12 protein-coding genes are annotated in these 12,876 nt (G+C 40.3%); 5 read left to right on the plus strand and 7 right to left on the minus strand.

Annotation, left to right across the window (positions count from 1 at the left end):
- Positions 1–136 precede the first annotated feature (136 nt).
- Positions 137–1,039 (minus strand): AEC family transporter, encoded by a 903-nt coding sequence (locus NYE63_RS14960; RefSeq protein ID WP_342601688.1) that lies wholly within the window; start codon positions 1,037–1,039, stop codon positions 137–139.
- Positions 1,040–1,298: 259 nt separating this feature from the next.
- On the opposite strand from NYE63_RS14960, the gene NYE63_RS14965 reads away from it, so the two are divergent.
- From NYE63_RS14965 to NYE63_RS14975, 3 genes are all read left to right on the plus strand, one after another.
- Positions 1,299–1,751: a nucleoside deaminase gene (locus NYE63_RS14965; RefSeq protein ID WP_342605775.1), complete on the plus strand. Its 453-nt coding sequence runs from the start codon at positions 1,299–1,301 to the stop codon at positions 1,749–1,751.
- A 33-nt stretch (positions 1,752–1,784) separates the two neighbouring features.
- Positions 1,785–3,542: an adenine deaminase gene (ade, locus tag NYE63_RS14970; RefSeq protein ID WP_342601689.1), complete on the plus strand. Its 1,758-nt coding sequence runs from the start codon at positions 1,785–1,787 to the stop codon at positions 3,540–3,542.
- 143 nt (positions 3,543–3,685) lie between these two features.
- Positions 3,686–4,744 carry a lactonase family protein gene (locus NYE63_RS14975; protein WP_342601690.1) on the plus strand — a complete coding sequence of 353 codons (1,059 nt, stop codon included), beginning with the start codon at positions 3,686–3,688 and terminating at the stop codon, positions 4,742–4,744.
- Positions 4,745–4,805: 61 nt separating this feature from the next.
- On the opposite strand, the gene NYE63_RS14980 is transcribed toward NYE63_RS14975, so the two are convergent.
- The 5 genes from NYE63_RS14980 to NYE63_RS15000 all read right to left on the minus strand — a co-directional run bounded on the left by NYE63_RS14980 (position 4,806) and on the right by NYE63_RS15000 (position 10,257).
- Complete coding sequence (locus tag NYE63_RS14980; RefSeq protein ID WP_342601691.1) at positions 4,806–5,603, minus strand: endonuclease; 798 nt, start codon at positions 5,601–5,603, stop codon at positions 4,806–4,808.
- 93 nt (positions 5,604–5,696) lie between these two features.
- A complete protein-coding gene (locus NYE63_RS14985) occupies positions 5,697–6,311 on the minus strand; it encodes a CoA pyrophosphatase (RefSeq protein WP_342601692.1) in 615 nt (204 codons plus the stop codon).
- Positions 6,312–6,631: 320 nt separating this feature from the next.
- Entirely contained in the window at positions 6,632–7,972 is a 1,341-nt protein-coding gene (locus tag NYE63_RS14990) for an aspartate aminotransferase family protein (protein ID WP_063235000.1), read from the minus strand.
- Between the two features lie 70 nt (positions 7,973–8,042).
- Complete coding sequence (locus NYE63_RS14995; protein WP_342601693.1) at positions 8,043–9,500, minus strand: CoA-acylating methylmalonate-semialdehyde dehydrogenase; 1,458 nt, start codon at positions 9,498–9,500, stop codon at positions 8,043–8,045.
- Positions 9,501–9,708: 208 nt separating this feature from the next.
- The gene (locus NYE63_RS15000; RefSeq protein ID WP_342601694.1) at positions 9,709–10,257 is read right to left on the minus strand and encodes a GNAT family protein; all 549 of its coding nucleotides are present in this window, start codon (positions 10,255–10,257) and stop codon (positions 9,709–9,711) included.
- 121 nt (positions 10,258–10,378) lie between these two features.
- Between NYE63_RS15000 and NYE63_RS15005 the strand changes: the two genes are divergently transcribed.
- Together NYE63_RS15005 and NYE63_RS15010 are read left to right on the plus strand one after the other, a co-directional pair.
- Positions 10,379–11,335, plus strand: a complete 957-nt coding sequence (locus NYE63_RS15005; RefSeq protein ID WP_342601695.1) for a D-2-hydroxyacid dehydrogenase — start codon at positions 10,379–10,381, stop codon at positions 11,333–11,335.
- A gap of 184 nt (positions 11,336–11,519) precedes the next feature.
- Positions 11,520–11,720, plus strand: a complete 201-nt coding sequence (locus NYE63_RS15010; protein ID WP_029714163.1) for a cold-shock protein — start codon at positions 11,520–11,522, stop codon at positions 11,718–11,720.
- 218 nt (positions 11,721–11,938) lie between these two features.
- On the opposite strand, the gene NYE63_RS15015 is transcribed toward NYE63_RS15010, so the two are convergent.
- Positions 11,939–12,793, minus strand: coding sequence for a crotonase/enoyl-CoA hydratase family protein (locus NYE63_RS15015; RefSeq protein ID WP_342601696.1), 855 nt, complete (start codon positions 12,791–12,793; stop codon positions 11,939–11,941).
- Positions 12,794–12,876: the final 83 nt, after the last annotated feature.

Here is a 12,876-nt window from a genome sequence, read left to right on the forward strand (position 1 = left end):
AACCACGATGGAAAACTAGCCCAACACCTGGTCATCAAGGGCAATACATGTAATCTATCCGGATCCCTTATTTTTAATTAGATAGCCCGCTTCGTGTATATAATAAGTTTGCCCACATAATTAGAATGATAATCTCCTATAATACAAAGAAAAAAATGATTGGAAGCGTAATCAAGCTTAATGATGTACTAATGAACGTAGCACTTGATACGAATTCAGGCTCCGTATTGAATTGGAGCGCATACATCGTAGTGTTGGCTGCCGTTGGCATGGCAGCTACGATTATCATGATATGCCTGACCATTTCACCCACTGGTAAGGCAAGTGATAACAGGAAGGCAATGGCTGGTGAAACGGCAAGTTTAAGAAGCAGCGAAACTGATAGCTTTCGATAGGCAATTTTTTTCAGGGAAATGTTGGCCAGCTGCATTCCCAGTGTAATCATGATTGTTGGGATCGCTGCATTTGCAACAAGGTTAATAGCTTCCATAACCGAATTGCTTAAAGGTATGTTCACGAACTGAAATACTGTACCTGCAATAGCTCCATAAACAATTGGCATCCGACATACTGCTTTAATCGCTGTTTGAACTCCGTTACCTTCCGGGCTGCCCTTTGCTGCAAAATAAATGCCTATCGTGCTCATCACTAACTGCTGTCCCACCATAAGGATGATTGCATAATCGAGTCCTGCGGCTCCGAATAACAGGAAAATGACGGGTGTTCCGTAATTCCCGTTATTCATGAAGGCCGACGCCAATATCATGCCGCTTGTCTCAGTGACTGTATATTTTTTAAAAAAAGATATGATGTAGACTACCAGTATGAGAGAAAGACAAAGTACTATCGTGAATAAGAACAGGTAAAAATAATTAATCGTAAATTCTGCGGAATAAAAAGTTCGGAATACAAGAAAAGGTGACATTAAATATAATGCCATCGTGGAAATCGATTTTGTATCAAGTTTAAACTTTTTCTGACCGATGAAACCTAAAACAAATATACCGAATATCGGTAAAAGAACTCCCAAAAACCCCATGCATATCACCTTCATAATTCTAATGATTTTCTTCTAACAATATCAGTTTTATAATTATTTGTAAAAATTCTTTTAAACTACTTTAGATTGCTGTAATATATTCTAACACAAAATGATTTTTCTTTATTTTCAGAAAATAACACTCTATTTCCGCACGTCCATATGGTATATTGTTTATTATATTTACGTTAAAAAACGTAACATTAACACTTTTTGGTAATTAATCTATGAAGGGGTGTTTATAGTGGATGTAAAATTCATGGAGATGGCTGTTCGGCTTGCATATGAAAATGTTTTGGCAAAGAACGGAGGACCTTTTGGTGCTATAATCGTAAAAGATGGCAAAGTCGTAGGAAGAGGATGTAACAATGTGACAACAGCCAACGATCCTACAGCCCACGCTGAAGTACAGGCGATTCGTGATGCATGCAGGAATCTCGACAGCTTCCAGCTTACAGATTGTGAAATATACACTAGCTGCGAACCTTGCCCCATGTGCATCGGTGCTATTTATTGGGCACGTCCAAAAGCCATTTATTACGCATGTACTAAAGAAGACGCTGCACTTATTGGCTTTGATGATCACTTTATATACCAAGAACTTGCCTTGCCAATGGAAAACCGCACGATTAAAATGGAACAAATGTCTTTTAATGACCACGATTTACCATTCCGAACATGGGAAACCAATACTGAAAAAGTGAAATATTAACCGGATATTTTTTTTGCTAAAGGGGTTACGAATATGAAAAAAAGCTTGCTCAAAAGGAGAATAGACGTTGCGGCGGGCAGAACACCTGCAGATTGCGTCATTAAAAACGGGAAAATCATAGATGTTTTCAATGGTGATACCTATACAGGCGACATTGCTATCGTCGATGGTTTTTTTGCTGGAATTGGGAGTTATGAGGGTATTTCAGAAATCGATGCAGCAGGAAAATTCGTATGCCCTGCATTCATTGATGGCCATGTCCATATTGAATCTTCAATGGTCAGGCCTTCTGAACTCGCAAAAATCCTTCTTTTACATGGTGTGACCAGCATCGTTGCAGATCCTCATGAAATTGCCAATGTTTCTGGCAAAAAGGGAATGGAATATATGATTGAACAATCCGATCAACTTCCTTTTGACTTTTACTTCATGATGCCATCTTGTGTACCTGCTACGGAGTTTGAACATTCTGGTGCCGTCTTAAGAAGTGAAGATTTAATTTCATTTTATCAAAACCCGAGAGTGCTCGGTTTAGCCGAAGTCATGAATTTCCCGGCCGTTTCAGATACAGATGAGGATATGCTGCAAAAATTATACGATGCAAATAGACTAGGCAAAAGCATTGATGGCCATGCAGCAGGATTATCCGAACAACAGCTCGATGTTTTTATAAGTGCAGGCATTAAAACGGATCATGAATGCACTACAGCGGAAGAGGCAAAAGAAAGACTGCGTAAAGGAATGTATCTTATGATCAGGGAAGGCACCGTTGCCAAAGATTTAATAAACCTGATTCCAGTTATTAATGAGAAGAACTCCCGCCGTTGTTTATTCGTCACCGATGACCGGCACCTAGATGATATTGTATCAGAGGGGAGTATCGATCACAATGTTCGACTTTCCATAGAAACAGGTGTCCCGCCAATTACCGCCATTCAAATGGCGACCATTAATGCAGCTGAATGTTTTGGTTTAAAGGAACATGGTGCAATTGCACCTGGATACAAGGCAGACTTTCTTCTATTGGATGATCTTGATTCAATCATCATCCACTCGGTCTTTAAAGAGGGAAGGCTTATGGTGCAAAATAATCGTTTACTTAACTTTCCGGATGTAAAGGAACAGGTTATTGACGACGGATTGAAGCACTCTGTTCAATTTCATGAAATAACGGAGAATGATTTGGCGATACCTTTTAAAAATGAGTTCGCTAATATTATTGAGATAACTCCAAACAGCTTGATTACAAAGCATTCGATTGAACCGGTCACACTTAACCACGATGGTCTATTCCAGTTCTCCGAACATGTTGATCATATAAAACTTGCTGTTATTGAACGGCATCATATGACGAAACAATTAGGTCTTGGAATCGTCAAAGGGCTCGGGTTGAAATCAGGTGCAATTGCCACGACAGTAGCCCATGATTCACATAATTTGATCATTGCCGGGACGAATGACCAGGATATGCTAATGGCAGCTAAGGAAATCAAAAAAATGCAGGGTGGATTGACCGTAATCCAAAATGGGGAAATACTTGCTTCCCTTCCCCTTCCAATAGCTGGATTGATGAGTGAATGCAATTATATGGATGTCGTTCACTCATTGAAAAAAATCGATGGAGCCCTATTGAAACTCGGTGCAAACAGGAATTTCAACCCTTTTCTTACACTTGCATTCTTGGCATTACCTGTCATCCCTGAAATTAAACTGACGGATCAGGGTTTATTTTCCGTTTCTGAGTTTAGGCATATTCCTATCGAAGCCTCAAAGCCAGTCGATAAAATTTGACCCCCTAGTCGGGGTTTTTTTCTTATCACCCAAAATTTTTTTAAAAAAAGGTTCCAACTCAACTTAAACCGGGAAAAGGATATAATGGCTATCATCTATGTTAAAATAAAAATAAACACAAATCTTTTTTGGAGGAGATAAATATGGCAAAACATGATCAACAGAACTTCATTGGATACATAGGTACTTACACAAAAGGAAACAGCGAAGGTATATACCGCTTTACTCTAGATACAGAAGAAGGAAAAATCAGTACACCTGTTCTTGCAGCAGAATTAACCGATCCGACTTATGTCGCCATCAGCCAGGACAAAAAGAATCTCTACGCCATTTTAAAAGAAGCGGGAAGCGGTGGAGTTTCAGCTTATTCGATTAATGAAGAATCAGGTGTGCTTACCTTCTTGGGCAAACAACTGACACCAAATGGCTCTTCTTGCCATATTAGTGTCGACAGCAAGAAACAGGTATTGGTCACTTCCAGTTATGGGGAAGGCCTGATTGAATCATATCCGCTTCATGACGATGCGACCCCTTTTCCAGTATCATCCACTGTTCAACATGAGGGTCAAGGACCAAATGAAGAACGCCAGGAAAAAGCACACACCCACTTCGCTGGTTTCACACCGGATGAAAGGTTCATTTGCGTTGTCGACCTCGGTATAGATAAAGTAATAACCTATAAAATACATAATGGGGTTTTGGAAGAAGTAAACAGCTTATCTGTTGCTCCAGGCAGCGGACCACGGCATTTGACCTTCCACCCAAACGGAAAATTTGCGTATGTCATGGCAGAACTTGTACCAGAAGTCATTGTTTTGAGCTTCGATGGTCAAACTGGAAGTTTTTCTGAATTACAAACGGTTCGGACCGTCCCGGAAGATTTCAAGGAAAATAACCAAGGAAGCGCGATTCATATTTCTGAAGACGGGCAATTCATATATGCAGCAAACCGCGGACATGATAGTATTGCCGTTTACCAAATCAATCAAGAAACAGGCAAACTGGCATTCGTGGAACTGGTTTCAACCGAAGGACATTGGCCACGTGATTTTTCATTGGACCCTAGCGGAAAATTCCTGATCGCTTCTAATGAACAATCAGGAAACCTGACACTATATGCACGGAATGAACATGACGGAAAATTAACATTATTACAAAAAGATGTTCAAGTTCCCTTCCCTGTCTGCGTAAAATTCTTATAATCTATAATAAAAAAGGATGGAAGCTTGTACTACAGCTTCCATCCTTTTTTATTATCCTTCTTTAATTCCATTTCTCCGCCATTTCGGGAAAATCTATAAATGGGTTACGATTACCCTGCATTTCATGTATAGCCTGGTTTCTATGTTTTTCATAAGTGCTGACCGGAAAAAGCCGATGCCATTCCAAAAGCAGTGCCGGGTCAATTTTTCCGCTATCGATGATTCCCTCATATCTGAGTAAAAAGTACAAAGTAGCTCTCGCCACGATGCCTTTTCCGTATTCAGGCTCGAATTTACCTTCGTCTGATTTCCCGCAACCCGCTTTTATACCGGCAGCCGATTTTTCAGGGATATAATCCTCAAAATCATGGTATGGAAAGTTACTCCGACTGCTGTTACACGTTGGTTCACAGGCGAACAGATGATGCAAATCACCCCTCATCGGTTCTTTTTTATCGAACCATGATTGAGGTACGACATGTTCACAATTAACGAGAATGTTCTCCGAATTTGTTGATTCAATGCCTCTTGACAACGCTTCTAGAATACGGATATCTTCCTCAATGACTTGTACAGGATCCATCCCTTTACCGGAATACAGACTTTTCAGCTGGCCATTTTCCTGCAGGTCCACCCATGGGTAAACATGGCGATGCGGTGAGTAGTTCAGCTGGTTTTTATGGGTTGCCACAAGTAGGTCCTTCAATCTTGCCCGGTCCAAGGAACCATCTTTGTAGTATGCTAGCTTAAGTTCCTGATCTTTGGTTTCATCATAGTATTCGCGGTTTTCATTGAAGTTGACTAGTGCAGCCATTGCCATTTCCCGTTCTTTTTCAAGTACTTCAAAACTATACTTCATCCACTCATCCCCCCGCTTCTATTAAAATCTAACTTTTACCATAATTAAAGTTTAATGGAAATCAACCTAGAAAAAAAGGTGCTTTAGAAGGGTCTAGCGAAGAATTTCAATAAAATGTGTAAGTATTTTCGCCGTCATTCCCCATATTACCCGACCATTATATAAGTAAAAATATTCTTCCATCTGTTTTGGCTGCCATTTATAATTTTCCCCGCCAACGACTAAATCATGGGGAAAGTTTTCATGCGGTTCTACTTTATATTTCACATGATAAATTTCTGGCGGTTTTTCCATGAAAAAGGATAGCGGGACCGTAAAAATGGTTTCTACCTCAGCTGGATTAGGTATTATCCGATGATGGTTACGAACAAACCCTGCATAAGGATAGACAATCATCCCAAATGGGGATACCAAATAATCGATCGGAAAGACATTATCGATATCTTCTTTTGTCAAATTAAGTTCCTCATATGTTTCCCTTAGGGCAGCCGCCTGCTCATCATGGTCCAGCTTGTCTATTTTCCCGCCCGGAAAACATATATCCCCCGGCTGCCTCCTCAGTTTGTGTGAACGCTCTTCAAAAAGAACATGAATTCCATCTTCTTTCTCTATAAGCGGTACCAATACAGCATACTTTGAAAAATTCCCACTCCCTAAAATTTCAGGGATATGTAATGTTAGTTTTTTTGTTATATCATCATTATTCATGTCCCTCACCTCTTCTGCCGGATAATATTGATTTTCTACTACTCCTTATCATTCCATTTTCGAACATCCGCTATAACTAAGCAAGGAAAACGATTCCAAAATATCGCCTTTAATTCATAATAGATTTCTTTTCCTCTTATTCTTCCTTTATCATAGACAAAAGCACCGTTCAAAGTTCTGAACGGTGCTAAAACTAAACACAGCAGTCTCATTTAAAAAGCAAATATGGATGCAATCTTTCTTAAATAGTGGGTATCAAAACGTACATATAGAAACATAACTGCATGCTGATTTTTCAGTTTTTTGCTATCACCTTATTTTCATAGTTCAGCTAGCGCTCGCTTTACCGTCGTTGTGATGAATGAAAAATCCTCTTCAGTTATACTAAGTGGGGGAGCAAGAGTCAGGACGTTATTGAAACCTGCTACTGTATCACCATTTTTACCTATGATCAGTCCCTTTTCTTTGCATGATGCAATCACTTTATTGATTTTGGAAAGTTCGATCGGTTGTTTTGTCAGTTTATCTTCCACTAGTTCAATGCCTACCAACAAACCTTTCCCACGTACATCCCCAACATTGGGATGAGATTTGATTTCTTCAAACTCTTGCAGAAAGCGTAGCCCTAACTCCTTAGACCGTTCTATAAGTTTTTCATTTTCATATATTTCAATATTCTTCAAAGCAAGGGCACAGGCAGCCGGATTGCCGCCAAATGTATTTACATGTCGAAAGCGATCATAAACGTCTGAGCCAATATACGCCTCATAAATTTCACGTTTGACGGCTGTAGCGGATAATGGCAGATAAGCGCTCGTGATTCCTTTAGCCATTGTTACGATGTCTGGTTTTACATCATAGTTCATAAATCCGAATTTCTTACCAGTACGGCCAAACCCGCAAATGACCTCATCCGAAATAAGAAGGACACCATTTTTCTCACAAATTTCTTTGACACGTTTCATATAACCATCAGGCGGCATCAAAATTCCGCCCCCAGTGATGATTGGTTCCATGATGACCGCAGCCACCGTTTCGCTCAACTCCCATGTAATGGTACGTTCAATTTCCGCTGCACTTTTTTCACCGCTTTCATCCTCTGGATTTCGGTAAGAATCTGGCGGTGATACATGAAGAAATCCTGGGGCGAGTGGTTCATATTTATATTTTCGCTGCGCCTGCCCGGTAGCTGACAGGGCTCCCATTGAATTGCCATGATAGCCGCGATAACGGGAAATGAATTTATAGCGTCCATGTTCACCTTTTTGCTGATGATACTGCCGCGCAATTTTAAAAGCAGTCTCATTTGCTTCTGAACCGCTATTAGAGAAGAAAATCACATAATCCCCACCAAGCCATTCATTTAATTTCTCTGCTAGCTTAATAGCCGGAATGTGGCTATTCGTTAAAGGGGCATAAGGAAGTTCCTTCAGCTGCTCGTAAGCTGCTTCAGCTAGTTCCGTGCGGCCATAACCAACGTTGACACACCATAAACCTGACATCCCATCCAGGAAGCGATTCCCATCAACATCCGTAATCCATGCTCCTTGACCGTTTTTAATCACCATTGCCCCAGGGATGGGTTCAGCCCCTTTCATATGATGCCACACATATTTACCATCCAAAGCTTTAAGATCCTGACCCTGTTTTTCTACCTGCATAAGCTACACTCCTCCTAAAATAATGTATAAAGGAAGGCCGACCACAATTGCGTCGACCCCCACTTTCCTATCAGTATCTTGCCGTTAACATTTTCTTTCTAGTGTAAAATTCTACGCCGTCTTTCCCATTGGCATGAAGGTCTCCATAAAATGAACTTTTATAGCCGGAAAATGGAAAGAATGCCATTGGCGCTGGTACCCCAAGGTTAATACCAAGCATCCCTGCATCAATTTCTTCACGAAATTCCCGGATGGCTTTTGCGCTATCCGTATAGAGGCAGGCACCATTGGCAAATTCGGATTGATTGGTCAATTCGATTGCCTCTTCCAGGGTATTAACTCGTACTATGGATAAGACAGGAGCAAAAATTTCATCCTTCCATATTTTCATGTTTGTTTTTACATGATCAAATAATGTCGGTCCAACGTAATAGCCATTTTCCTGATCGCCTTCATTCCTGCCATCACGAAGGAGGACAGCTCCTTCTTTTTCCCCGATTTCAATATATTGTTCTGTTCTCTTTTTATGAGTATCACGAATCACAGGTCCCAGGAAAACGTCCTTATCCATTCCATTTCCAATCTTTATGTCATCCGCTGCAGCCTTTAATCTCTCAACAAGCGAATCTCCCACTTCCCCCACTGCAACAACCACTGACGCAGCCATGCAGCGCTCGCCTGCAGATCCGAAAGCGGCATTCGTTATGTTCGTTACCGCATTATCCAAATCCGCATCAGGCATGACGATTGAATGATTTTTCGCACCTGATAAAGCCTGGACACGTTTTTTATTGGCAGCTGCCGTTTTGTATACATACTCTGCGACAGGCTGGGATCCAACAAATGATACCGCTTTAATGTCTTCATGTTCCAAGATCCCATTCACGACATCGTGGGCACCATGGACAATATTGACAACACCATCCGGAACTCCGGCTTCTGTCAATAATTCCACAAGACGGTTTGCTAAGAGCGGTGTCCGTTCTGAAGGTTTTAAGATAAACGTATTTCCACAAGCGATTGCCAGCGGGAACATCCAACATGGCACCATCATCGGGAAATTAAACGGCGTAATCCCGGCAACGACTCCCATTGGATATCGATACATGCCAGATTCAATACCTGGGGAAATATCAGGAAGCTGACTGCCCATCATCAAGGTAGGCGCACCTGCTGCAAACTCCACGCACTCAATCCCACGCTGAACCTCACCATATGCTTCTGTATAGCTTTTTCCATTTTCGATCGTGACAAGCTTTGCAAGCTCATCCCAGTGTTCTATCAATAATTGCTGGTAACGGAATAAGAAGCGAGCTCTTTTTGGAACGGCCACCTTTTTCCATTCTTTATACGCCTTTTTAGCAACCTGCACAGCTTGGTTTACATCTTCCTTTGTTGATAGGGGAACGATTGCCAAAGCTTCTCCCGTTGCCGGATTAGGCACTTGTTCATGTTTCGAAGTTGTGGAATCCACCCATTTGCCACCGATATAATTTTTCAACGTTTCTACATCATTGATAACTGTCATTAAAGAAACCCTCCATTTCAACACGATTTCATATTTTTATTATATTTTTCAAACGGACTTTTTTCATTAGACGTTATGTATAGTTTTTGATTCAATATTTGAACATATTGTTTGTTTTGATTTTCCCATATTCATAATAATCTGGAACGGAAATTCACGCTTTCAATTTCCTTATTGCTTTCTCTTTTATCAGCAGAGTTCACAGCCATCATTTAATAATGGAGTATATCTTTAGGTCTTGATGCTCACCCTTAACAAACATTCCTTTTCTTATGATTCCCTCTAAAGACATACCAGTCTTTTGCATGACTCGCTCTGAACCCAAATTTTCAACGAAGCAGCGTGCTTGTATTCGAACTAGGTTCATATTTTCGAAGCCAAAGGCGATTATCTTTTGGGCTGCCTCCGTCATCAAGCCACCCCCCCAATATTCGGGTGCAAGCACATACCCGATTTCTGCACTGTGATGATCAACCTGCCATGAAACAAAATCAATAGTACCAATCAATTTACCACTTTCCTTGTGTTCTATGCCCCATGGAGCGATTTTCTTATCCTCATAATTTTGTAGGATTAATCGGATAAAATCCCTTGTATCACTTAGAGAACGATGTGCTTCCCATGTGACGTAACGGGAAACTTCACCGTTGGATGCATAAGCGAACATGTCCTCGGCATCATTCATGGTCAATTTCCTCATAACCAAACGTTTTGATTCTATAGTAGGCATCTGCCCATATATGTCTTTCACGTTCATGTATACACCCCATTCCATTGATTATTAGTATTATAGCAAGATTGTTAAGCAATCGCTTTCCCAATTGAAATATTATCGAAATTTACGTATAATTCAGAAAAAATGATACAGGAGGATAATTATGCCAAAAAGGAAACTAATAATTAGCCAAAATTTGAATGAGTTCTTATTACAGAAGATCAAAGAATTGGTTCCAGAGTGGACTGTTATCACTGGAAGATCTCCGGCACTATGGAAGGATCATATAGCCGATGCTGAAGTGATCGCAGGATGGAAATCGGAAATGTCTGAATCGATTATCGAAAGCGAAGTAAAATGGATCCAGACATGGAGTGCAGGAGTGAATGCTTTACCCCTGAAAAATTTAGAACAAAAGGATGTACAAATTACAACTGCAAATGGCGTCCATGCGTATCCCATTTCAGAAACGATTTTTGCGTTAATGCTTGCCTTAACAAGAAAAGTAGATACATATATTAAGCAACAGCAGGCAAAGACTTGGCATCACGCACATATGAAGCAGGAAATTCATGAAAAGACCATCGGGATCATCGGTGTCGGAAAAATCGGAAAGGAAACCGCTAAAATTGCCAAGGCTTTTGGCATGACCGTATTAGGAATGCGCCATTCAGGTAAATCAGAAGAATTTGTCGATGAAATGTTCACACAAAAACAATTGAATGTTCTTCTTCCTAGGTGCGATTACATTGTCGTGACATTACCATTGACCCCAGAAACACGGAATATGTTCGGAAAAAAAGAATTCCAGTTAATGAAACCCTCCGCTTTTTTCATTAATATAGGAAGGGGAAATATCGTCATTCAGAACGAATTGGTTCAAGCGCTTAAACACAAAGATATTGCGGGTGCTGGACTTGATGTGTTTGAAACGGAGCCACTTCCTGAAAATAGCCCATTATGGGAGTTGAACAATGTAATCATCACACCGCACACATCCGGAAATACGGAATTTTACGACCAAAGGCTTATTCAGGAAATTTTCATGCCGAATTTAAAGAACTATCTAAATGGTAAAACACCTTCAACAAATTTACTTGATTACAAAAAAGGGTATTAATAATTGTTCATTGTCTGTGTACATAAATAATCTTCCCTTGTTAGCTTGCAGATTCCGACATTATCTGTTATATTTAAAAAGAATTATTTTTGTTCGGGAAGATTGATAAGTGAAAAACTTTTCGTCTAATGATTGAGCAAGGGTAGTAACACAATGTGTGGATTCACACTAGGAGGCAACAACAATGGAACAAGGTAAAGTAAAATGGTTTAACGCAGAAAAAGGATTTGGCTTCATCGAACGCGAAAACGGAGACGATGTATTCGTACATTTCTCAGCTATCCAAAGCGAAGGATTCAAATCATTAGACGAAGGTCAAGAAGTTACTTTTGAAGTTGAGCAAGGTCAACGTGGACCCCAAGCTACTAACGTTCAAAAAGCGTAATTTTAAATACAATATATAACAGACCCTACTTGTAGGGTCTGTTTTTTTGATTGAAAAAGCAAACATAAAAAAACCCTATTCACAGGGAATAGGGAACATGAAACAAGTTTAGTAAATGGTAAACTCAGTATAACACACTAAGAAAAGAAACCCTAATTTATCCGAAAAGTAAAAATTATCACTCACTTCCGAAGCCCTGGATTCCCTTACCTTACCTTTCATTTCTTATCCACTTCATATGTTCGATCCGTTCCCCATGGATAAAACGGAGGCATATCAGTGCTGCTTTTCATTTTGAAATCGGCTTTCCTTTTTTCGAGGAAAGCTTCGATACCTTCTAGTGCATCCGCTTGTTTTCCGGTCCAATGAATCATTTTCGATTCTATTTTGTGTGATTCAACAGGATGGTTTGCGCCGAGCATGGTCCACATTAACTGTCGGGACAGCGTCACAGAGACGGAAGATGTATTTTCCGCAATTTCTGTTGCAATTTCCATTGCAGCAGACATCAATTCGTTTGGCTCGACGATCTTGTTTACCAACCTTCCCTCATATGCTTCAATTGCCGAAATCATCCTGCCGGTAAAAATCCATTCGGAAGCTTTACCCATTCCGACAAGCCTAGGTAAGAACCAGCCGCTGCATGCCTCCATCGTTATCCCCCGCCTCGCAAATACAAAACCCATTTTTGCATCTGTTGAAGCAATTCTAATGTCCATGGGCAAAGTCATTGTTATCCCAATCCCGACTGCCTCTCCATTTATGGCTGCTATCATAGGTTTCTTCATCTCAAAAATCCGTAATGACATCACCCCGCCTGCATCGCGATATTCAACCAAAGGAGTGTGATCCATAAAGGTTTCTGCACCTTTTTCCAAATCCATTCCAGAACAGTAAGCATCCCCAGCGCCAGTTAAAATGACGGCTCGTACGTCATCATTTTCATCCGCTTCATCAAAAGCGTGAATCATCTCCTCACACATCTTTTCATTGAAAGCATTCATTCTCTCAGGACGATTAAGAGTAACAATCATGACACGATCGACGATTTCACTAGTTATCGTGGAATACAATAACAGTCCCTCCTTCTCTCACAAATTGAAACATTCAACAGAATTTAATTTTACATATAATTACATATTATATGTTTTATTTT

It is taken from the genome of Peribacillus sp. FSL E2-0159, from assembly GCF_038643155.1.
Classification (GTDB): Bacteria; Bacillota; Bacilli; order Bacillales; family DSM-1321; genus Peribacillus; species Peribacillus simplex.

Excerpts from the sequence above, each read along its gene's own strand:
- NYE63_RS14960 (WP_342601688.1), bottom strand. The coding sequence starts at position 1,039 with ATGGGGTTTTTGGGAGTTCTTTTACCGATATTCGGTATATTTGTTTTA.
- NYE63_RS14965 (WP_342605775.1), top strand. The coding sequence starts at position 1,299 with ATGGAGATGGCTGTTCGGCTTGCATATGAAAATGTTTTGGCAAAGAAC.
- ade (WP_342601689.1), top strand. The coding sequence starts at position 1,785 with ATGAAAAAAAGCTTGCTCAAAAGGAGAATAGACGTTGCGGCGGGCAGA.
- NYE63_RS14975 (WP_342601690.1), top strand. The coding sequence starts at position 3,686 with ATGGCAAAACATGATCAACAGAACTTCATTGGATACATAGGTACTTAC.
- NYE63_RS14980 (WP_342601691.1), bottom strand. The coding sequence starts at position 5,603 with ATGAAGTATAGTTTTGAAGTACTTGAAAAAGAACGGGAAATGGCAATG.
- NYE63_RS14985 (WP_342601692.1), bottom strand. The coding sequence starts at position 6,311 with ATGAATAATGATGATATAACAAAAAAACTAACATTACATATCCCTGAA.
- NYE63_RS14990 (WP_063235000.1), bottom strand. The coding sequence starts at position 7,972 with ATGCAGGTAGAAAAACAGGGTCAGGATCTTAAAGCTTTGGATGGTAAA.
- NYE63_RS14995 (WP_342601693.1), bottom strand. The coding sequence starts at position 9,500 with ATGACAGTTATCAATGATGTAGAAACGTTGAAAAATTATATCGGTGGC.
- NYE63_RS15000 (WP_342601694.1), bottom strand. The coding sequence starts at position 10,257 with ATGAACGTGAAAGACATATATGGGCAGATGCCTACTATAGAATCAAAA.
- NYE63_RS15005 (WP_342601695.1), top strand. The coding sequence starts at position 10,379 with ATGCCAAAAAGGAAACTAATAATTAGCCAAAATTTGAATGAGTTCTTA.
- NYE63_RS15010 (WP_029714163.1), top strand. The coding sequence starts at position 11,520 with ATGGAACAAGGTAAAGTAAAATGGTTTAACGCAGAAAAAGGATTTGGC.